The sequence below is a fragment of the Hydrogenophaga sp. genome (assembly GCF_051858985.1).
In the GTDB taxonomy this organism is placed as follows: Bacteria; Pseudomonadota; Gammaproteobacteria; order Burkholderiales; family Burkholderiaceae_C; genus Hydrogenophaga.
This window is the reverse complement of the sequence record NZ_JBHYGM010000002.1, coordinates 1,020,876-1,042,133: the sequence shown is the minus strand read 5'-3', so window position 1 is coordinate 1,042,133 and position 21,258 is coordinate 1,020,876. Positions and strand designations below refer to the sequence as shown.

The 21,258-nt window shown below is 65.4% G+C and carries 22 protein-coding genes; 21 read left to right on the top strand and 1 reads right to left on the bottom strand.

The genetic code is table 11. The features are described from left to right. The first annotated feature begins 68 nt into the window (after window positions 1-68). The 21 genes from scpB (at window position 69) to ACTIEY_RS11230 (ending at window position 20,166) form a co-directional block, all read left to right on the top strand. The gene (gene scpB / locus ACTIEY_RS11330; protein WP_439519205.1) at window positions 69-782 is read left to right on the top strand and encodes an SMC-Scp complex subunit ScpB; all 714 of its coding nucleotides are present in this window, start codon (window positions 69-71) and stop codon (window positions 780-782) included. Continuing rightward, entirely contained in the window at window positions 748-2,022 is a 1,275-nt protein-coding gene (locus tag ACTIEY_RS11325) for a pseudouridine synthase (RefSeq protein ID WP_439519204.1), read from the top strand. The genes scpB and ACTIEY_RS11325 overlap by 35 nt, the downstream gene beginning before the upstream one ends. 103 nt (window positions 2,023-2,125) lie before the next feature. Further along, complete coding sequence (gene ndk / locus ACTIEY_RS11320) at window positions 2,126-2,551, top strand: nucleoside-diphosphate kinase (protein ID WP_086123506.1); 426 nt, start codon at window positions 2,126-2,128, stop codon at window positions 2,549-2,551. Window positions 2,552-2,558: 7 nt separating this feature from the next. Continuing rightward, complete coding sequence (rlmN, locus tag ACTIEY_RS11315; RefSeq protein ID WP_439519203.1) at window positions 2,559-3,704, top strand: 23S rRNA (adenine(2503)-C(2))-methyltransferase RlmN; 1,146 nt, start codon at window positions 2,559-2,561, stop codon at window positions 3,702-3,704. Next, window positions 3,701-4,552, top strand: coding sequence for a type IV pilus biogenesis/stability protein PilW (gene pilW, locus ACTIEY_RS11310; RefSeq protein WP_439519202.1), 852 nt, complete (start codon window positions 3,701-3,703; stop codon window positions 4,550-4,552). Before rlmN ends, pilW begins: the two co-directional genes overlap by 4 nt. Next, a complete protein-coding gene (locus ACTIEY_RS11305) occupies window positions 4,545-5,423 on the top strand; it encodes a helix-turn-helix domain-containing protein (protein WP_439519201.1) in 879 nt (292 codons plus the stop codon). Before pilW ends, ACTIEY_RS11305 begins: the two co-directional genes overlap by 8 nt. Window positions 5,424-5,425: 2 nt before the next feature. After that, window positions 5,426-6,706 (top strand): flavodoxin-dependent (E)-4-hydroxy-3-methylbut-2-enyl-diphosphate synthase, encoded by a 1,281-nt coding sequence (gene ispG / locus ACTIEY_RS11300; protein WP_439519200.1) that lies wholly within the window; start codon window positions 5,426-5,428, stop codon window positions 6,704-6,706. Between the two features lie 15 nt (window positions 6,707-6,721). Continuing rightward, window positions 6,722-8,035, top strand: coding sequence for a histidine--tRNA ligase (gene hisS, locus ACTIEY_RS11295; RefSeq protein ID WP_439519199.1), 1,314 nt, complete (start codon window positions 6,722-6,724; stop codon window positions 8,033-8,035). Window positions 8,036-8,113: 78 nt separating this feature from the next. Continuing rightward, window positions 8,114-8,779 (top strand): YfgM family protein, encoded by a 666-nt coding sequence (locus ACTIEY_RS11290; protein ID WP_439519198.1) that lies wholly within the window; start codon window positions 8,114-8,116, stop codon window positions 8,777-8,779. A gap of 5 nt (window positions 8,780-8,784) precedes the next feature. Next, a complete protein-coding gene (gene bamB, locus ACTIEY_RS11285) occupies window positions 8,785-9,939 on the top strand; it encodes an outer membrane protein assembly factor BamB (protein ID WP_439519197.1) in 1,155 nt (384 codons plus the stop codon). Next, window positions 9,936-11,270, top strand: coding sequence for a ribosome biogenesis GTPase Der (gene der, locus ACTIEY_RS11280; protein WP_439519196.1), 1,335 nt, complete (start codon window positions 9,936-9,938; stop codon window positions 11,268-11,270). The genes bamB and der overlap by 4 nt, the downstream gene beginning before the upstream one ends. Before the next feature lie 65 nt (window positions 11,271-11,335). Then, window positions 11,336-11,602 carry an RNA chaperone Hfq gene (hfq, locus tag ACTIEY_RS11275; RefSeq protein ID WP_439519195.1) on the top strand — a complete coding sequence of 89 codons (267 nt, stop codon included), beginning with the start codon at window positions 11,336-11,338 and terminating at the stop codon, window positions 11,600-11,602. Window positions 11,603-11,681: 79 nt separating this feature from the next. Beyond that, window positions 11,682-12,866, top strand: coding sequence for a GTPase HflX (hflX, locus tag ACTIEY_RS11270; RefSeq protein ID WP_439519194.1), 1,185 nt, complete (start codon window positions 11,682-11,684; stop codon window positions 12,864-12,866). Between the two features lie 139 nt (window positions 12,867-13,005). Continuing rightward, entirely contained in the window at window positions 13,006-14,325 is a 1,320-nt protein-coding gene (gene hflK, locus ACTIEY_RS11265; protein WP_439519445.1) for an FtsH protease activity modulator HflK, read from the top strand. Window positions 14,326-14,354: 29 nt separating this feature from the next. Beyond that, a complete protein-coding gene (hflC, locus tag ACTIEY_RS11260) occupies window positions 14,355-15,251 on the top strand; it encodes a protease modulator HflC (protein WP_439519193.1) in 897 nt (298 codons plus the stop codon). Between the two features lie 60 nt (window positions 15,252-15,311). Continuing rightward, entirely contained in the window at window positions 15,312-15,497 is a 186-nt protein-coding gene (locus tag ACTIEY_RS11255; RefSeq protein ID WP_439519192.1) for a DUF2065 domain-containing protein, read from the top strand. 65 nt (window positions 15,498-15,562) lie between these two features. After that, window positions 15,563-16,756 (top strand): ATP phosphoribosyltransferase regulatory subunit, encoded by a 1,194-nt coding sequence (locus ACTIEY_RS11250; protein WP_439519191.1) that lies wholly within the window; start codon window positions 15,563-15,565, stop codon window positions 16,754-16,756. Further along, window positions 16,753-18,141 carry an adenylosuccinate synthase gene (locus tag ACTIEY_RS11245; protein ID WP_439519190.1) on the top strand — a complete coding sequence of 463 codons (1,389 nt, stop codon included), beginning with the start codon at window positions 16,753-16,755 and terminating at the stop codon, window positions 18,139-18,141. The genes ACTIEY_RS11250 and ACTIEY_RS11245 overlap by 4 nt, the downstream gene beginning before the upstream one ends. Window positions 18,142-18,211: 70 nt before the next feature. Next, window positions 18,212-18,736 carry a phosphoribosyltransferase gene (locus ACTIEY_RS11240; protein WP_439519189.1) on the top strand — a complete coding sequence of 175 codons (525 nt, stop codon included), beginning with the start codon at window positions 18,212-18,214 and terminating at the stop codon, window positions 18,734-18,736. A 5-nt stretch (window positions 18,737-18,741) separates the two neighbouring features. Beyond that, a complete protein-coding gene (locus ACTIEY_RS11235; protein WP_439519188.1) occupies window positions 18,742-19,935 on the top strand; it encodes a PLP-dependent transferase in 1,194 nt (397 codons plus the stop codon). A 33-nt stretch (window positions 19,936-19,968) separates the two neighbouring features. After that, on the top strand, window positions 19,969-20,166 hold the full coding sequence (locus tag ACTIEY_RS11230; RefSeq protein ID WP_439519187.1) for a hypothetical protein: 198 nt from the start codon (window positions 19,969-19,971) through the stop codon (window positions 20,164-20,166). A gap of 9 nt (window positions 20,167-20,175) precedes the next feature. Here the strand turns inward: ACTIEY_RS11230 and mnmH are convergent, their stop codons facing one another. After that, the gene (mnmH, locus tag ACTIEY_RS11225; RefSeq protein WP_439519186.1) at window positions 20,176-21,255 is read right to left on the bottom strand and encodes a tRNA 2-selenouridine(34) synthase MnmH; all 1,080 of its coding nucleotides are present in this window, start codon (window positions 21,253-21,255) and stop codon (window positions 20,176-20,178) included. Between the last annotated feature and the right edge of the window lie 3 nt (window positions 21,256-21,258).

Sequence of the window (21,258 nt, the reverse complement as noted above, 5' to 3'; positions counted from 1 at the left end):
CGTGGCGGTGTTCCCGATGCCCTACCGAGAGTCCCGGCTGCCAGCCGGCATTTGGACCGACCGACACCATGAACACCACGGATGCCAAGCGCGTCCTCGAGACAGCCTTGATCTGCGCACCCCAGCCGCTGTCGGTGCGGGAGCTCGGCACGTTGTTCGACGACGAAGTATCTGCCGATACGCTGAAATCGCTGCTGGCCGACCTGCAGCTTGAATGGACCGGGCGCGGGGTCGAGCTGGTCAAGGTGGCCACCGGGTGGCGGTTTCAAAGCCGGCCGGAGTTGCGCCCCTTTCTGGATCGGCTGCACCCGGAGAAGCCGCCCCGCTACAGCCGTGCGACCATGGAAACGCTGGCCATCATTGCCTACCGCCAGCCTGTCACGCGGGGGGATATGGAAGACATCCGCGGCGTGACCATCAATTCGCTGATCATCAAGCAGCTCGAGGATCGAGGCTGGATCGAGGTGATCGGGCATCGCGAGACCGTGGGCCGCCCCGCGCTGTTCGCCACCACACGCCAGTTTCTGGACGATCTCGGCCTCTCTTCACTCGACCAGTTGCCTCCACTGGAGGGCAGCGACGTGCAGGAATCCGCCCTGTACCGGCTGGATTTCGATTCGCTGTCGGCCAGTTTGCAACCTGAGCCCGGTGACACCGTTGAACCCGCCGAATCGGTGGACCTGCTGTCCACAGCCGACACCCTTCCAGGCGACCCCCAGGCGCTGGAAACCTCCTCACAGGAAACCCATGAATCCGGCGAACCACCCTCCCACAGCGGCTGAACCATCGGAGTCCGAAGCGCTGCGCTTCGACGACGTCGTCAGTGGTGCCTTTGACGCCGAGCAGGAACAGGACCTGCCGCTGCCGACCAAGCGGGTGCTCAGCGCCCAACCCGAGTCGCCGAAACTGCACAAGGTGCTGGCGCAGGCCGGCATGGGTTCGCGGCTGGAGATGGAGCAGCTCATTCTGGAAGGCCGCATCTCCGTCAACGGCGAGCCGGCCCACATTGGTCAGCGCATCCAGTTTGGCGACACGATCAAGGTCAACGGCAAGCCGGTGCGCGTGCGCATGACGCCACCGCCTCCGCGGGTGCTGGCGTACCACAAGCCGGCGGGCGAGGTGGTCTCCCACGACGACCCGCAGAACCGCCCCACAGTTTTCAGGCGGCTTCCCCGGCTGATGCAGGGCAAGTGGCAGTCGGTCGGGCGATTGGATCTCAACACCGAGGGCCTGCTGCTTCTCACGAGTTCGGGTGAGTTGGCCAACCGGCTGATGCATCCCCGCTTCGGATTGCAGCGTGAGTACGCCGTGCGCGTGCTCGGCGCCCTGTCCAACGAAGAGAAGCAGCGGCTTCTCGATGGGGTGCGCCTCGACGACGGCATGGCCCAGTTCGCCTCCATCGAGGATGGCGGCGGTGAGGGCGCCAACTGCTGGTACCGCGTCACCATCGGCGAAGGCCGCAACCGCGAGGTGCGCCGCATGTTCGAGGCGGTCGGTCACGCGGTCAGCCGTCTCATCCGCATCCGCTACGGCGCCATGATGCTGCCACGTGGACTCAAACGTGGCGCCTGGGTGGAACTGGACGACCGGGACATCGGGCGCTTGACGGCTGCCGCAGGCATGCAGGACGGCGACGAAAGTTCAGCGGGCCGGCCACCGCGTGCACCGGGACGTCATCCGACCCAGCAACCCGTGCGCCGGGGTCAGGGCGGCCGTGGGCAGGGCAAACCCCCGGGCAGCCGCGCCGAAGGGCCGGGCTTCGACGACCGGCGTTCGGGTGGCTACGGCATGGGGGGTGCGTCGCCTGCTGGCCCGGGAGGCAAGGGCAGGGGCCGGGGGGGCAAAGGCGCAGGCAAGCCGCCGGGAACTGGCCAGAGCCAACCCGATCCCATGAAGACCTCCTTTGGCTACATCGGACAGGACGCCCTGCAGCGCCGCCGCGAACAGGACTCCGCCCGCGGGGGTCCGGCAGCGGGGGGGCGCCGCCGTGGGGGCGGTGGTGGTCGTTCGGGTGGCCGCTGAGCGCCCGATCAAGCCAGCCTCCATGGCTCGACCGATGTAGAATCATGGGCTTTGCGAGGTGTCTCATACCTCGGTTGACTGACCCAACAACTTCAGGATTTCCATGGCCATCGAACGCACCCTCTCGATCATCAAGCCCGACGCCGTCGCCAAGAACGTCATCGGCCAGATTTATGCCCGTTTCGAAGCCGCCGGCCTGAAGGTCGTGGCCGCCCGCATGGCCCATCTCTCGCGCGGCGAAGCCGAGGCTTTCTACGCCGTGCACAAGGCCCGTCCCTTCTTCAAGGACCTGGTCGACTTCATGATTTCCGGCCCGGTGATGATCCAGGCGCTGGAAGGTGAGGGCGCCATTGCCAAGAACCGCGACCTGATGGGCGCCACCGATCCCAAGAAGGCTGCCGCTGGCACCATTCGCGCCGACTTCGCCGACAGCATCGACGCCAACGCCGTGCACGGGTCCGACGCGCCCGAGACCGCTGCTGCCGAAGTGGCCTTCTTCTTCGCCGGCCTCAACGTCTACTCGCGTTGATCATGTCATGACGGCCAACCTGCTCGACTTCGATCTCGAGGGTTTGGCCGCCTTTTGCGAGCAGCTGGGCGAGAAGCGCTTTCGCGCAGTGCAGCTGTTTCGCTGGATTCATCAAAAGGGTGCGGCGGACTTCGCCGACATGACGGATCTCGCCCGCAGCCTGCGTGAAAAGCTGCCCGGTGTCTGCACCATCGCCGACCTTCCCGTCCTCTCCCGCCAGGACTCCACCGATGGCACCATCAAGTGGCTGTTCGACGTGGGCGACGGCAACGCGGTCGAGACCGTGTTCATTCCCGAGGACGATCGCGGCACGCTGTGCATCTCCTCCCAGGCTGGTTGCGCGGTGGGCTGCCGCTTCTGCTCCACCGGTCACCAGGGTTTCTCGCGCAACCTCACCACCGCCGAGATCGTCGCGCAACTCTGGCATGCCGAGCATTTCCTTCGTCGCCACCTGAAGTCGACCGAACGCGTGATCACCAACGTGGTCATGATGGGCATGGGTGAGCCCTTGCAGAACTACAGCGCCCTGGTGCCCGCGCTTCGCGTGATGCTTGACGACCACGGCTATGGCCTTTCGCGGCGGAGGGTCACGGTGTCCACGTCCGGCGTGGTGCCGATGATCGAGCGGCTGGCGCTGGATTGCCCGGTGGCGCTGGCGGTCTCGCTGCACGCTCCCAACGACGCGCTGCGCGATGACCTCGTTCCGCTCAACCGGAAGTACCCCATTGCCGAGTTGCTGGACGCCTGCCTGCACTACCTGCCGGCCGCGCCGCGTGACTTCATCACCTTCGAGTACTGCATGCTCGACGGCGTCAACGACCAGCCCGAACATGCGCGGGAGTTGCTTGCGCTTCTCAAGGGACACGGCGAGCGTGGTGTTCCGTGCAAAATCAACCTGATCCCCTTCAACCCGTTCCCCGATTCGGGTCTGACCTGCTCGCCGCGCCCCGTCGTGCTGCGTTTCGGACAGATCCTCAACGAGGGCGGGGTGGTGACCACCGTGCGCAAGACCCGGGGCGACGACATTGACGCCGCGTGCGGGCAACTGGCGGGCGACGTGCTGGACCGCACCAACGCGGCCAGCCGGCTGGCTCAACGTCGCGAGACCACCGCAAGACCGATTCGCATCGTCCGCAAGGAAAGGCAGGCATGACCCCAGCGCTCCGCATCTCCGGTTCGACTTCCAGGCCCTGGCCTCTTGCATGGCTGTTGGTGCTCGCCACCCTTGTGCTGTTCGCAGGCTGCGCACAGAACCCCGGTGCGGCTCCGGGCGCTGCACCGAGCGCGGGCCGCACGGTCGAACCGCTCACGGAATCGGATGAGCCCGAGGCACGCAAGCGCGCGCGAATCCGCTTGGAGCTTGCTGCCGGCTACTTCGGGCAGGGCCAGACCACGGTTGCACTGGACGAGATCAAGCTCTCCCTGGCTGCCGATCCGACCTATGCCTCTGCGTACATGCTGCGCGGCCTGGTGTATTCGCGCATGAACGAGCTGCCGCTCGCGGAAGAAAGCTTCCGCCGTGCGCAGCAACTCAGTCCGCGCGATCCGGACGTGCTCCATCACTACGGGCTCTTTGCCTGCCAGCAAGGTCGCTACGCCCAGGCCATCGATCTGTTCCAGCAGGCGATGGCCAGTCCTGTCTATGGCGGACAGGCCAAGACCCTGATGGCCAAAGGCGTGTGCCAGGTTCGCGCGGGCCAGTTCGCCGAGGCAGAGGGCAGCCTGGCGCGCTCCTACGAACTTGATGCGAGCAATCCCATCACCGCCTACAACCTCGCCGCCCTGCAGTTCCGGCGCGGTGAGAACGAAAAGGCTCAGTTCACGATCCGCCGCCTCAACAATTCCGACTTGGCCAACGCAGAGACGCTCTGGCTCGGCATCAAGGTCGAGCGCAGGGTCGGCAACGTCGAAGCCATGCGGCAGCTCGCCCAGCAACTGGGTCGCCGATACGCCGATTCGCGGGAGTGGGCGTCCTACCAGCGGGGGGCCTTCGATGAGTGAGGTGCAGAACGCGATGGAGGCGGGCAGTCGTCCGGTGCTCCTGCGTGCCGCGCGCGAGTCGGCGGGCCTGCATATTGCAGCCCTCGCGGCCGCACTCAAGGTGCCGGTGCGCAAGCTGGAGGCGCTGGAAGCCGGGCGCTACGACGAACTGCCCGACCTCACGTTCGCGCGCGCACTGGCGTCCAGTGCTTGCCGTCATTTGAAGGTCGACCCCGCACCCATCCTCGGCCAGATTCCCCAGGGCGTGGCGCCGGAGCTCGGCGATTCCCGCCATGCCATCAACGCACCGTTCAAGCCCGCGAGCGATCCCGCGCCCGTCAATCCGCTCTCCTGGCTGTCTCGCCCGGCCTTGCTGGCGGCCATCGCGCTGTTGCTCGGTGCCCTGGTGATCGTGTTCCTGCCGCGCGCTCAGGAGCCATCCCCGGCGGGCGTCGTGGGCGATTCGGTGGTGACCCCGGTGGAGCCGGTGGCCGCTGTGGAGCCCGGAGCCAGCCCCGTGCCCATGGAGCCCGCTGGCGCGCCCGGCACTGGCGAGGCGGCTGTAGTTGCGCCAGATGTCCCCGCGGCCGAGCCTGCACCCGCAGCCCCCACCACTCCGCCCACCTCAGCGGTTCCGAATGCGGCCCCCACGCCTGGCACCCTGCTCACGATCGCTGCGACCGGCGAATCCTGGGTGGAGGTCACCAATGGCAACGGCAGCGTGGTCATCCAGCGAATGCTCAAACCCGGCGACGCCGTCGATTTTTCCAGTTCGCCGCCGTATTCCGTGGTGCTGGGACGCGCCGAGTCGGCCCAGGTCACCGTGCGCGGTCGGCCTTTCGATGTGAATGCGATCGCCCGCAACAACGTGGCGCGGTTCGAGGTGAAGTGACGATGGACGACGTTGTTCGAATGGCCAGTTCCTGCGAACCGATTCCGCTTTCTTTGGCGCAGCCGCGACGCACGCGCCAGGGCGTGGTGGCCTGGGGCAGCCACCGTGTGACGGTGGGCGGCGACGCTCCGGTGCGCGTGCAGTCCATGACCAATACCGACACGGCCGACGCGGTGGGCACGGCCATCCAGGTCAAGGAGCTCGCACTGGCCGGGTCCGAGCTGGTCCGCATCACCGTCAACAACGACGAAGCCGCCAAAGCCGTCCCCTACATCCGCGAACAGCTGGACCGCATGGGGGTGAACGTGCCGCTCATCGGCGACTTCCACTACAACGGTCACCGGCTTCTGACCGACCACCCAGCCTGCGCCGAGGCGTTGTCGAAGTACCGCATCAACCCCGGCAATGTGGGCCGCGGGGACAAGGGCGATCGCCAGTTTGCCCAGATGGTCGAGATTGCAGCCCGACACGACAAGGCGGTTCGCATCGGCGTGAACTGGGGCAGCCTGGATCAGGATCTGCTTGCCCGCTTGATGGACGAAAACGCCGGTCGCACCGATCCCTGGGATGCACGCCAGGTGATGTACGAGGCATTGATCACGTCCGCTGTTGAATCTGCGAAGCGCGCCGAGGCCATCGGCCTCAATGGCAACAACGTTTTCCTCTCCTGCAAGGTGAGTGCGGTGCAGGACCTGATCGCCGTGTACCAGGCGCTTGCTCAGCGTTGCGACTACGCGCTGCACCTGGGCCTGACCGAGGCGGGCATGGGCACCAAGGGTGCGGTGGCCTCGGCGGCTGCGCTTTCCGTGCTGTTGCAACAAGGCATTGGCGACACCATCCGCGTCTCACTCACCCCGCAGCCGGGCGAGGCGCGCACCCAGGAAGTCGTGATCGCCCTGGAGATCCTCCAGGCGCTCGGGATGCGCGCCTTCGTGCCGTCGGTCACCGCCTGCCCCGGATGTGGTCGCACCACCAGCACGACCTTTCAGGAACTGGCCAAGCAGATCGACGACTACCTGCGCGCCTCCATGCCGGCGTGGCGCGCGCGCTATCCGGGCGTCGAAGGCCTGAAGGTGGCGGTGATGGGCTGCATCGTCAACGGTCCGGGTGAGAGCAAGCATGCCGACATCGGCATCAGTCTGCCGGGAACCGGTGAAGCGCCAGCCGCACCGATCTTCATCGACGGGCAAAAGGCCATGACGCTGCGCGGTGCAGGCATCGCGCAGGAATTCCAGACGATCGTCGAAAACTACATCGAGAAGCGGTTCGGCACGCCGGCCTGAACCGTCCCACCGCACATGGCAGACAAACTGACCGCCGTCAAAGGCATGAACGACATCGCCCCTCCTGCGTCAGCGCACTGGGAGTGGCTGGAAGACAAGCTGCGCGGCCTCATGCGCCGATATGGCTACCGCAACCTGCGCACACCCATCGTCGAGCCGACGGCGCTCTTCGTGCGCGGCCTGGGCGAGGTGACCGACATCGTCGAGAAGGAGATGTATTCCTTCGAAGACCGGCTCAATGGCGAACACCTCACGCTTCGTCCGGAGAACACCGCGGGTGTGGTGCGCGCGGCTCTCGAGCATTCGATGCTGTACGACGGGCCCAAGCGGCTCTACTACATGGGACCCATGTTTCGCCATGAACGGCCTCAGCGCGGCCGCTATCGCCAGTTCCACCAGTTTGGTGCCGAGGCCCTGGGTTTCGCTGGCCCGGATGTGGACGCTGAGCTCATCGTGCTGGCCTTCGACCTGTGGGCCGAGCTGGGGCTCGAAGCCATCGAGCTCGAAATCAACAGCCTGGGCCAGCCACCGGAGCGCCTGGCCCATCGGCGCGCACTGATCGCCTACCTCGAGGCTCACGCTGACCAGCTCGACGAGGAGGCCAGGCGTCGCCTGCACAGCAATCCGCTGCGCATCCTCGACACCAAGAACCCTTCGATGCAGTCGCTGGTGAATGCCGCGCCTCGCCTGATGGATCATCTGGGCGACGAGTCGCTGGACCACTTCAACCGTCTGCGTGGCCTTCTGGACGCGCACGGCATTGCCTACCGCGTCAATCCTCGCCTGGTGCGCGGTATGGATTACTACAACCTCTCCGTGTTCGAGTTCGTGACCCTGCAACTGGGTTCACAGGGCACGGTGTGCGCAGGTGGTCGGTACGACGGGCTCTTCGAACAGATGGGCGGCAAGGCTGCGCCTGCCGTGGGCTGGGCCTTGGGAATGGAACGCATCCTCGAGCTGCTCAAGGAGCAGGGCAAGCTGCCGCAACAGCCGGTGCCCGACGCCTACGCGGTGGTGCCTGAGGCTGCCCGTGTGCCCGAGGTGATGCCGGTGCTGCGTGCTCTGCGGCGCGAGGGGGTGAGTGTGCAGATGCACGCCGGCGGCCCCGAAGGCATGGGCAGCATGAAATCGCAGTTCAAGAAGGCCGACGCCAGCGGAGCGCGTCATGCGCTCATCTTCGGCGAGCAGGAAATGCAACAAGGCAACGTGGCCATCAAACCCTTGCGGGGACCGCGCACGTCGGGGGTGGGCGATTCCACCGAAGCGGCGCAAACCCTGATGCCTCTGACCGCGGTGGCCGAATGGGCCGCCCGCCTTCGCCAGCACTGAGCGTGTGCGAAGCGGCGCAACCACCCGCCTACAATCCCCTGTTGCGCACACAGCGCACGACCGCAGTTCACAACGACCATGGCCAAACACCTCGACCTCGAAGAGCAGGAACAGCTCGACCAGATCAAACACTTCTGGACCCGCTACGGCAACCTCATCAGCTGGGTGTTGATCGTCGTCTTCGGTGCGTTCGCGGCCTGGAATGGCTGGAACTGGTGGCAGCGGAACCAGGCCGTCAAGGCCGCAGCGCTCTACGACGAAGTTGACCGTGCTGCAGTCGCCAAGGATGCCCAGCGCATGGAGCGCGCCCTGGCCGACATGCAGGCCAACTTCGGCAACACGACCTTCGCGAGCCAGGCGGCCTTGCTGGCCAGCAAGACCCTCTTCGATGCCGGGCAGGCCGACAAGGCCCGTGCAGCGCTGAGCTGGGCAGCGGACAAATCGGACGACGCCTCCTACAAGGCCGTGGCGCGCCTGCGCCTGGCCGCTCTCGATCTCGAGGCAAAAGCCTTCGACCAGGCGCTCAAGACCCTGGAACCACCGGTGCCCAAATCCTTTGAACCGCTGGTGGCAGACCGGCGTGGCGACATCTTCATGGCCCAAGGCAAGCCCGACGAGGCTCGGGCGCAATACCAGAATGCCTGGAAAGCCCTGGGCCCGCGCACCGAATACCGTCGTCTGGTCGAAGTGAAGCTCGCCGCCCTGGGCGTGAACGTCTCCAGCCTGACCTCTACTGCGCCCTGAACGCCATGCCGAACCGCACCATCTCCCGATTCCCACTGCCGGCACGCCACACGCTGGCCGCCCTCGGCCTTGCGCTCACCGTTTTGGTGACGGCGTGTTCTTCGGGCCCCGACAAGCCCAAACCCACCGAGCTCGGTCCAGTGGCGGCCCTCATGGGCACCCAGGTCGCCTGGACGGCTCAGGTCGGCGCTGGTCACGCTTCGCTCGCGCCCCAGGTGGCGTCCGGACGGGTGTTCGTGGCCAGCGAGGCCGGTACGTTGGCTGCACTGGATGCCGGCACTGGAAAAGATGTCTGGCGCATCGACCTCAAAGCCCGCATTGCGGCGGGCGTGGGAGCGGACGGACAGACGGCAGCTGTCGTCACCCGTGAGAACGAACTGGTTGCAGTCGCCGACGGGCGAGAACTCTGGCGCGTTCGCCTTCCAGCGCGCGCGTTCACGGCGCCTCTGGTTGCCGGCAAGCGGGTTTTTGTGCTGACGGCCGACCGCACCGTGATCGCTTTCGACGGTTCCAATGGCGCGCGGCTGTGGAGCCAGACGCGTCCGGCGGAACCGCTGGTGCTGAGTCAGAGCGGTGTGCTGCTGGCTGTGGGTGACATGCTGGTGGCGGGCCTGTCGGGTCGACTCGTCGGCCTGAACCCGTCAAACGGCGTGGTCCGCTGGGAGGCACCTGTGGCCACGTCCCGCGGCACCAATGAAGTCGAACGCCTGGTCGATATCGTCGGCCCGGCCAGTCGCATCGGGGGCAGCGTCTGCGTGCGCGCCTATGGCGCCGCAGTCGGTTGCGTAGACACGACCCGCGGCACGCTGGTGTGGACCAGGCCAGCGCAGGGAACCACCGGCGTGCACGGGGACGACCGGCTGGTCTTCGGCGCTGAATCCGACGGCAAGTTCCAGGCCTGGCAGCGCGGCACCGGTGAGCCCGCGTGGAGCGTTGACCGCCTCAAGTACCGCGATCTGAGTGCCCCGCTGGCGCTGGGTCGTGTGGTCGCCGTGGGCGATGCTTCGGGACAGGTGCACCTGATCTCACGCGAAGACGGCAGCGAGATGACGCGCCTGTCGACCGACGGTTCGCCGATCCTGTCCGCTCCGGCGCTGGCCGGTGATGCGCTGGTGGTGCAGACGCGCAATGGCGGCGTCTACGCCTGGCGCCCCCAGTGAAGCCTGTCATTGCTCTGGTGGGCCGGCCCAATGTGGGCAAGTCCACCCTGTTCAACCGGCTGACCGGGACGCGCGACGCCATCGTGGCCGACTTCGCCGGACTGACCCGCGACCGCCACTACGGCAACGGCAAGCTGGGACGTCGCGAGTACATCGTCATCGATACGGGCGGCTTCGAGCCAGAAGCCAGCGAAGGCATCTACAAGGAAATGGCCAAGCAGACCCGCCAGGCCGTGGCGGAGTCCGATGTGGTGATCTTCGTCGTGGATGCGCGCGCGGGCATCAGTGCGCAGGACCACGAGATCGCGCAATACCTCCGTCGCCTGGGCAAGCCCACCGTGCTCGTGGCCAACAAGGCCGAGGGCATGACGCAGGGTCTCCAGTTGGTGGAATTCTTCGAGCTGGGTCTGGGCGAAGTGTTGCCGGCTTCCAGCGCTCACGGCCAGGGCATCCGGTCCATGCTCGAAACCGCACTGGAGAGCATTCCCGGACTGCCGCCTGAGGACGAGGAAGAACCTGAGGCCGAGACGGGCGTGATCCGCCTCGCGGTGGCCGGACGACCCAACGTGGGGAAGTCCACACTGATCAATGCCTGGCTGGGCGAGGAACGCCTGGTGGCTTTCGACCTCCCGGGCACCACGCGCGACGCGATCTCGGTGCCATTCGAGCGTGGCGGACAGAAGTTCGAACTCATCGATACGGCCGGCATTCGCCGCAAGGGCAAGGTGTTCGAGGCCATCGAGAAGTTCTCGGTGGTCAAGACCCTCCAGGCAATCGAGAACGCGCACGTGGTTTTGTTGCTGCTTGATGCAACCCAGGGCGTGACCGACCAGGATGCGCACATTGCCGGCTACATCCTGGAGAGTGGCCGAGCGGTCGTCCTGGCCATCAACAAGTGGGACGCGGTCGACGCCTACCAGCGCGAGCAGATCGAACGGCAGGTGGAAACCCGTCTGGCGTTCCTCAAGTTCGCATCGATGCACCTGATCTCGGCCAAGAAGCGCCAGGGCCTGGGACCCGTCTGGAAATCCATTGGTCAGGCCCACGCTTCGGCCATGCGCAAGATGACCACCCCGGTGCTCACCCGCCTTTTGCTAGAGGCTGTTGCTTTCCAGGCCCCGACGCGCAGCGGCATGTTCCGCCCCAAGATGCGCTACGCCCACCAGGGCGGGATGAATCCTCCGGTAATCGTCATCCACGGGAATTCACTGGAGCACGTGCCGGACGCCTACCGACGCTTCCTGGAAGGGCGGTTCCGCAAGGCCTTCGAACTCGTGGGAACGCCCTTGCGGATCGAGTTCAAGACGTCGGCCAATCCCTTCAAGGAATAGGAATTTCGGGTTACCGGTTGTGCACCACGGGTGCTGTGGTATGGTCCATTCTTCATTAACTTTCGTTGAACACGGAGCATATCGTGAGCAATAACAAAGGCCAGCTCTTGCAAGACCCTTTCCTGAACCAGCTTCGCCGGGAGCATGTGCCCGTGTCGATTTATCTGGTCAACGGCATCAAGCTGCAGGGTCAGATCGAATCTTTCGACCAGTACGTCGTGCTCCTGCGCAACACGGTCACGCAGATGGTCTACAAGCACGCCATTTCCACCATCGTTCCCGGCCGCCCCGTGCAGTTCTCGGCGGTTGGTGCGGACGAACCCACACCCTGATCCTGATACCGAATCACCTTGAGTCCGTGCAGCGAGCCTGCCGGACTTGCAGCGCCTTGCGCGTTGCCGCCCACACCATTTGAACGCGCCTGTCCCCTCCTCATCCTCCACGCCATCGGTCATCCTGGTGGGTGTGGATTTTGGTGTTCCCCATTTCGACGGCGGTCTCGAAGAACTTGGTTTGCTGGCACAAACGGCCGGCTACTCGGTGGCCGAGCGCGTGACCTGCAAGCGCCGCGCCCCGGATCCTGCGCTTTTTGTGGGATCCGGCAAAGCCGATGAAATCAAGATGCTGGCCCAGTCCACGGGCGCGGCCGAAATCCTGTTCGACCAGTCGCTGAGTCCGGCACAACAACGCAACCTGGAGCGGCACCTGGGCTTGCCGGTCAATGACCGCACCTTGCTGATCCTGGAGATCTTCGCGCAAAGGGCGCGCAGCCATGAAGGCAAACTGCAGGTCGAACTCGCGCGGCTGCAATACCTCTCGACCCGTCTGGTTCGGCGCTGGTCGCACCTGGAGCGTCAGAGTGGCGGCATCGGCATGCGCGGCGGGCCTGGAGAGACGCAGATCGAACTCGACCGCCGAATGATCGGTGAGGCCATCAAGCGCACCAAGGATCGGCTCGAGAAAGTCAAGAAGCAGCGCGCGACCCAGCGGCGTCAGCGTGAACGGCGCGACACGTTCTCGATCTCGCTCGTGGGCTACACCAACGCCGGCAAGTCTTCTCTGTTCAACAGCCTGGTGAAGGCTCGCGCGTACGCGGCCGATCAGCTCTTCGCCACCCTGGATACCACCACGCGACAACTCTACCTGGGCGAAGCGGGGCGTGCGGTCTCGCTCTCGGACACGGTCGGATTCATTCGCGACCTGCCGCACGGGCTGGTGGACGCTTTTGCTGCCACGCTGCAGGAGGCGGCTGATGCCGACCTGCTGCTGCATGTGGTGGATGCCTCCAATCCGGCATACCCCGAGCAGATCGCTTCCGTGATGGGGGTGCTCAAGGACATCGGGGCGGATCAGGTGCCCCAGATCCTGGTCTTCAACAAGCTCGATGCGGTGGATCCCGACCATCTGCCGCGCGTCCTCAGTGACGTGATGGAACTGGAAGGGCAATCGGTCCCTCGAATCCATGTCAGCGCCCACACGGGCGAGGGCGTGCCATCCCTCCGAGCCTTGCTGGCCGAGCGTGTGCTGGCGCAAAAGGGCGACCCGGAGTCCATGTCCCCCGGTCCAGCACCTGAATTAGGCAACCCGGTCTCCTGATTGGGCACAATGTGACTGTTTTGTACCTTGCACCGAAAAGAGTTGGCAACACATGGATGTGAATCTGCAAACCCCCGCACGCGGCGCCCAGGCTTCTGCGCAGTCCTCCCGCCGTCGGGGCTGGCGGCGCTGGCTGGGCATGTTCAATCTGAACGATCCCCGCTGGGGTCGCGGTGACGACGCATCCCGCAATGAAGGCTCGAAAGATGGTCAGGAGCCGGGTCGCGACGAGGATTCGCGTCCTCCTCAACGTCCCCCGCGGGGCCAGGGGCCCAACCAAGGTCCGCCCGACCTCGACGAGCTCTGGCGCGACTTCAATCGCAAACTCGGCGGCCTGCTGGGCAACAAGGGTGGCCGCGGCGGTGGGAGCGGTGGCAATGGTTCGGGCGGTGGCATGCCCGGTTTCAACCCCAGCCCGAAGACCACCGGCATTGGCGCTGGCCTGATCGTCGGTGTCGCCGTCCTGATCTGGCTGGGCACTGGTTTCTTCATCGTCCAGGAAGGCCAGCAAGCCGTCATCACCCAGTTCGGCAAGTACCACAGCTCCGTGGGTGCCGGTTTCAACTGGCGTCTGCCATACCCCATCCAGCGCCATGAGACCGTCTTCGTGACGCAGATCCGGTCGGTTGACGTGGGCCGGGACAACGTGGTGCCCGCCACCGGCCTGCGCGAGTCGGCCATGCTCACCGAAGACGAGAACATCGTCGAGATCAAGTTTGCGGTTCAGTACCGCCTGAACGACGCGCGCGCCTTCCTGTTCGAGAGCCGAGACCCCGACGCTTCGGTCGTCAAGGTGGCTGAAACCGCGGTGCGCGAGGTGGTGGGCAAGATGAAGATGGATGCAGCGCTGGCCGAGGAGCGTGATCAGATTGCTCCGCGTGTGCGTGCATTGATGCAGAACATCCTGGACCGCTACAAGGTCGGCATTGAAGTGGTGGGCATCAACCTGCAGCAGGGCGGCGTGCGACCGCCCGAGCAGGTGCAGGCCTCTTTCGACGATGTGCTCAAGGCCGGCCAGGAACGTGAGCGGGCGAAGAACGAGGCACAGGCGTATGCCAACGATGTGGTGCCCCGCGCCCGTGGTGCCGCATCGCGGTTGACCGAGGAAGCGGAAGGTTACCGGGCCCGTATCGTGGCGCAGGCCGAGGGTGACTCGCAGCGCTTCAGCTCCGTGCTCACCGAATACCAGAAGGCGCCCCAGGTGACGCGCGAGCGCATGTACACGGATGCCATGCAGGAGATCTACTCCAACGTGACCAAGGTGTTGGTCGACTCCAAATCCGGTTCCAACCTGCTGTACCTGCCGCTGGACAAGATCATGCAGATGACCGCCCAGACCGGTGCGGCCGCCGCATCGACCGCCCCGAGCGTGCCTGCGCCGAGTGCGGGCACGACCTCGACGCCCGCCAGCCGCAGCATGGACAACGCCGCGCGTTCGCGCGAGCGCGAAGTCCGCTGAGCCGCCCCACGCGACCCGAGAGCACTCACATGAACAAACTGGGTTTCATCCTTACATCGCTCATCGTGGCCCTGGCGATCGCCAGTTCCATGCTGTTTGTGGTCGACCAGCGTCAGTTTGGCGTGGTCTTCCAGCTTGGTCAGATCAAACAGGTGGTCACCGAGCCAGGCCTGAACTTCAAGCTGCCGCCACCGTTCCAGAACGTGTCTTACATCGACAAACGGCTGCTCACGCTGGAGAGCACCGATACCGAGCCCACGCTGACCGCCGAGAAGCAGCGCGTGGTCATCGACTGGTATGTGCGCTGGCGCATCAGCGAGCCGCAGGAGTACATCCGCAATGTCGGCATCACTGAGCGCGCGGGTGCGTTGCAGCTCAACCGGGTGGTGCGCAACTCTTTCCAGCAGGAAGTGAACAAGCGCACCGTGAACGAACTGCTCTCTACCCGTCGCGAACAGCTCATGGAGGACGTCAAGCGCGAGGTGCTTGCTGCCGTGCGCGGCGCCGACAAGCCCTGGGGCATGGACGTGGTGGATGTGCGCATCACCCGCGTGGACTATGCCGAGAGCATCACCGCGTCGGTCTACCAGCGAATGGAAGCCGAGCGCAAGCGCGTGGCCAATGAGTTGCGCTCCACGGGCTTCGCCGAAGGTGAAAAGATTCGCGCCGATGCGGATCGCCAACGCGAAGTGATCGTGTCAGAAGCGTACCGCGCAGCCCAGCTCATCAAGGGCGAGGGCGATGCCAAGGCCGCCGCCGCATTCAACGATGCGTTCGGACGCGACCCTGCATTCGCGCAGTTCTACCGCAGCCTGGATGCCTACAAGGCCAGCTTCGCCAGCAAGGGCGATGTGCTGGTGATGGATCCCTCGTCCGACTTCTTCAAGGCCTTGCGCAGCAGCAACCTCGCACCCGCCAGCCGCTGAGGCGCGAGCGGGGCCGGGGCGCCGCTCACATGCTGCGCCCCAGATTCACGAGGACTTGTCGTGTCTGAACTTTTCTGGCCCGTGCTCGCCCTCGTGCTGATCGTCGAAGGCCTGCTGCCCTTGCTGGCGCCTGGCCTGTGGCGCCGGATGTTCTCGGAAATGCTGCGCCTGCGCGACGGGCAACTCAGGTTCTTCGGCCTCACCAGCATCATCGGCGGCGCGCTGCTCTGGTGGTTGCTCGGCTGATTCCGCCCGGGACCCCGGTACCGGGGCCGGTAAAATCGCGTTTTTAACAGCTCCTGAAAATGCCCATGTCAGCCTGGGTCCTCCCGGATCACATCGCCGATGTCCTGCCCTCCGAGGCGCGCCACATCGAAGAACTACGCAGGAGCTTGCTCGACACCGCCCGAGGCTACGGCTACGAGCTGGTGATGCCGCCGCTGCTGGAACACCTCGAGTCGCTGCTCACCGGCACCGGTGAGGCGCTCGATCTTCAGACCTTCAAACTCGTGGACCAGCTCTCCGGGCGCACCCTGGGCCTGCGTGCAGACAGCACCCCGCAGGTGGCTCGCATCGACGCGCACCTGCTCAACCGCCAGGGCGTGGCGCGACTGTGCTACTGCGGTCCGGTGGTGCACACGCGCACCGATCGTCCTTTCGCCAGCCGCGAACCGCTGCAGTTCGGTGCCGAGATCTATGGCCATGCGGGTCAGGAGGCGGACCTCGAGGCGATAGAGCTCGCCCGGGCCTGCCTGCACAGCGCGGGCGTGAAAAGTCTGCAGCTCGACATGGCCGATGTCCGCGTGATCGATGCCGTTCTCGCGCCCGTGGTGCTGAATGCGGGCGAGGAAGCGCGCATCCACGCTGCCCTCAATGCCAAGGATGTGGCAGCGCTTGAAGTACTGGCGCGCAGTCTGCCCGAACGCGTGCGCCACGATCTGTGCGCGTTGCCGCGACTCTTCGGGGGTGTGGAGGTGCTCGACGAGGCGCAGCGCATCCTGCAGCCGTCGGAAGGTCTTCATGCCGCGCTGCAGGGACTGCGCTGGCTGGCATCGCACGCGAACGGTCTGCAGGTCTCGATCGACCTGGCCGATCTTCGCGGTTACGCCTACTACACGGGCATGCGCTTCGCCTTGTTTGCCCACGAAGCGGGGAGCGGGGCAGGGCAGTCGCTCGAGCTCGCACGCGGTGGTCGTTACGACGAAGTGGGCGCGGTGTTTGGCCGCAATCGTCCTGCGGTCGGCTTCAGCCTGGACCTGAAGGAGCTGGTGGCCGCCGTCGCACCACGCCCGCTCAAGGCGGCCATTCGCGCGCCGTGGGGCATGGATGTCGGTCTGCGCGAGGCCATTGCAAAGCTGCGCAGCGAAGGCCACACCGTGGTGTGCGTGCTGCCCGGCCATGAACACGAAGTCGACGAATTCCATTGCGACCGCGAGCTGGTCGCGCCTGCGCGCCAGGGCGGGCAGTGGACAGTGAAACCCATTGAAACGGAAACCAGCAAATGACGAACAGCAACAGCGCCGTGACCCCAGGGCGCAACGTGGTGGTGGTGGGCACCCAGTGGGGTGACGAAGGCAAAGGCAAGCTGGTCGACTGGCTCACCGAAACCGCCACCGGTGTGGTGCGCTTCCAGGGCGGACACAACGCCGGTCACACACTGGTGATCAACGGGGTGAAGACCGCGTTGCACCTCATCCCCAGCGGCATCATGCGCGAGGGTGTGAAGTGCTACATCGGCAACGGCGTGGTGCTCTCCGTGGGCAAGCTGTTCGAGGAAATCGCCGGGCTTGAGAAGGCGGGTGTCGAGGTGCGTTCGCGACTTCGCGTGAGCGAAGGTTGTCCGCTCATCCTGCCCTTTCACGCCGCCATCGACATTGCGCGCGAAGCCGCCAAGGTCAAGGCCGGCACCGAGAAGATCGGCACCACCGGTCGCGGCATCGGCCCGGCCTACGAGGACAAGATCGCGCGCCGTGCGCTGCGCGTGCAGGATTTGAAGTACCCCGATCGTTTTGCCGCCAAGCTGCGCGAGCTGCTCGCGCTGCACAACCACCTGCTCACCACCTGGCTGCATTCGGCCGATCTGCAGTGGGATGAGAAGATCGCTGCCTACATGAAGGACGGCGCGATCCAGTTCGAGCCGGTTTACAACGAAGCCATGCAGCAGGCCGAGCTTCTCAAGCCCATGATCGCCGATGTCTCGCGCGAACTCAACGAAGCCCACCGCGCAGGCGCCAACCTGCTGTTTGAAGGCGCCCAAGGCACGTTGCTCGACATCGACCACGGCACCTATCCCTTCGTCACCTCCAGCAACTGCGTGGCAGGCAATGCGGCCGCCGGGTCCGGTGTCGGTCCCGGTCTGCTGCACTACGTGCTGGGCATCACCAAGGCATACTGCACGCGCGTCGGTGGGGGCCCTTTCCCGACCGAACTTGAATGGGAAAAGGAAGGGACGCCGGGCTGGCACATGGCCACCGTGGGCGCCGAAAAGGGTGTGACAACCGGTCGCAGCCGTCGTTGCGGCTGGTTCGACGCGGCGCTGCTCAAGCGCTCGGCGCAGGTCAATGGCCTGACGGGCCTGTGCATCACCAAGCTCGACGTGCTGGATGGCCTGGACGAACTGAAGCTGTGCACGGGCTACCGGCTGGACGGCGAGGTGATCGACATCCTGCCGATGGGCGCCGAGGACATTGCCCGCTGCGAACCCATCTATGAAACCTTGCCGGGCTGGAGCGAAACGTCGGTGGGCGTGACGCGCCACGAAGACCTGCCTTTGAACGCGCAGCGCTACCTCAAGCGCATCGAGGAAACCACGGGTGTGCCGATCCACGTGGTGTCCACCAGCCCGGACCGCGACCACACCATCCTGCTCGTCAACCCCTACCATGACTGAGTGTTCCGCTGCCTGTGCGGGGCTCAGCCTTCGTGCAAAATCCGTCCCACGTCCCCCACCCGGAGTCCGCATGCTGACCGAAGACGGCAAACACCTGTACGTTTCCTACGACGAGTACCACAACCTGATCGAGAAGCTCGCGCTCAAGGTCTACCAGTCGGGCTGGGAGTTCGACACCATCCTGTGCCTGGCACGCGGCGGCATGCGCCCCGGTGACATCCTCTCTCGCATCTTCGACAAGCCGCTGGCGATCATGTCCACCAGCTCTTACCGCGCTGCCGCTGGCACGCAGCAGGGCAATCTGGATATTGCGCGTTACATCACCACGCCCAAGGGTGAGATTGCTGGCCGGGTTCTGCTGGTCGACGATCTGGCGGATTCCGGTCACACCCTCAAGGCGGTGATCGATCTTCTGCGCAACAACTACAAGCCCATCACCGAAATGCGCAGTGCGGTGATCTGGACCAAGCAGCTTTCGGCGTTCACCCCGGACTACTCGGTCGAATTTCTCCCCACGAACCCCTGGATCCATCAGCCCTTCGAAGGCTACGACAGCCTGCGCCCGGCGCAACTCCTTGAAAAGTGGAAACTCTGAACTGAATGAGCGACGACCTCTCCACCCGGCTGATCCACCATCCCTACAAGCCCCCCGAGGGCTTCGATGCTGTGGCGCCTGGCGTGCACAAGGCGTCCACGGTGCTGTTCCCAAACGTCCAGGCTCTGCGAACCTACGACTGGAAAGACAAGACCGGCTACACCTACGGCTTGCACGGCACACCGACCACCTTCACGCTGGAAGAACGACTGGCCACGATCGAAGGGGGCGCCCATTGCATGCTCGCGCCCAGCGGGTTGGCCGCCATGACGCTGGTCGACATGGCGTTGCTGCGCAGCGGCGACGAATTGCTCATTCCCGACAACGCCTACGGACCCGGCAAGGTGTTCGCCGGTGCCGAGCTGGCGGCCTGGGGCATCACCCACCGGTACTACGACGCCATGGATCCGGACGATCTGGAGCGTCAGATCACGCCGGCCACGCGTGTGGTGTGGCTGGAGGCGCCAGGGTCGATCACACTGGAATTCCCCGACCTGCCAGCGCTCGTCAAGCGGGTGCAACAGGCCAACGCGACGCGTGAGTCGACGCAGGCCATCGTCACCGCGATCGACAACACCTGGGGTGCAGGCATTGCGTTCAACGCCTTCGATCTCGGAGCGGATGTGTCGATCCAGGCGCTCACCAAGTACCCCAGCGGTGGGGCCGACGTGCTCATGGGATCGGTGATCACACGCGATCTGGCCCTGCACCGCAAGATGTTGCTGACCCGCATGCGCCTGGGCCTTGGCGTGGGTGCCAACGACGCCGAGCTGGTGCTGCGCGGTCTGCCCAGCATGGCGCTGCGGTACCACGCGCAGGACGCCACCACGCGCGATCTGGCCACGTGGATGGAGCAGCAGCCGGGCGTGGTGAAGGTGCTCCACCCCGCCCTGGCCGGATCGCCCGGCCATGAGGCCTGGCGACGCGACGCCACCGCGGCGGCCTGCCTGTTCAGTGCGGTGTTCGATCCCGACATCCCGCAGGCGCGCATCGACGCCTTCTGCGACCGGCTGCGACTGTTCCGACTGGGCTGGAGCTGGGCGGGCCCGATCAGCCTTTGCGCGCCTTACGACATGGCAGCTTCGCGCACCCGGCCCTGGCCCCATGCGGGCGGTCTGGTACGCTTTGCCGTGGGGCTGGAATCCGTGCACGACCTTCGGGCCGACCTGACGCAGGCGCTCGAGGTTTTGCAGGCCTGACCCCTTTCCCCACCACCGACCCGAAAGATCGATTTGGCTACTCCCAATTACGGATACGAAAAACGCCAGCGCGAGCTCGCCAAGAAGAAAAAGAAAGAGGAGAAGCTCAAGGCCAAGGCAGCGGGTCGTCGACCCGAAGACGGCGAAGGACCGCAAGGCGATGACGCTGACGCGCCCGACGCTTCGGGCGATGCGCCTGCCGCTGGCGAGGGCGCTGGCGGTACGAACTGAAGCAGTGCTTCAGCCGTGCGCCACGGCCGGTGTTTCGCTGGCAATGATGTCGCGGGCCACTTCGCCCAGCGCTTGCGCAGACCGATTGGCCAGCTCGCACGGCAGGGCCCTCGGGAATTCGCTGAAGTTTCGCGCCATCGACTGGCTGTAGGTGGGGTCGTAGTGCTGACGGAGCAATTCCAGCACCACATCGGGCGTCTGCCCTGATTGCACTTTTCCGATCCATCCCGTCACTGTTTCCTTGCCACGCAGCTCGGTCAGCGCCCTCAGGCGTTCACAAAAGGCCGATGGGTCGGCGACGAAGAACGCATAGTCCTCCAGCAGCAAGGCCACGCGCTCTTCGTCGCGCAGCCGCAGGTCGATGCAGGGGCTCGCGCGCATCTTCTCCATCAGCGCATCGGGCACGCGCACATTGCCCACCTTCTTGCTCTCGCTCTCCACATACACCACACGCGCCGGGTCGAAGCCCCGCAGGGCGTTCCACACGAGTGAGTCAAAGCGCTTCTGGCTGGGCTGTGGCTGGCCGGGAATGTGGCCCAGCACCGAACTGCGATGGCTCGCCAGGGCTTCCAGATCCAGCACCTGGGCGCCTTGCGAAGCCAGTGCATGCAGCAGTCGCGTCTTGCCGCTGCCGGTGGGACCGCACACCACGCGGTAGTGGAGGCTCTGAGCCAGCGCGGGGAGTGCGGCCACCAGCGCGGCGCGCCACGCCTTGTAACCCCCTTCGATGAGGGTCACGTGGAATCCGATCGCACTCAGGATGGTGGCCAGGGCGCCGCTGCGGTTGCCGCCGCGCCAGCAATAGACCAGCGGCTTCCAGTCGCGCGGTTTGTCGAGCACGTCGCGTTCGATGTGAGCGGCGATGTTGCGCGCCGACAGTGCCGCGCCGCGCTTTCGGGCTTCGAAAGGGTTCACCTGCTTGTACATCGTGCCGATGACGATGCGCTCGGCGTTGTTCAGCGTGGGCCAGTTGACCGCGCCGGGCACGTGGTCGAGCGCGTGTTCGTCCTCCGTGCGGGCGTCGATGACCGTGTGAAATTCGGCGAGGCGGCCAATCGCCAGCTCGGCGCTCAGGGTGTGGACGGGCATGGT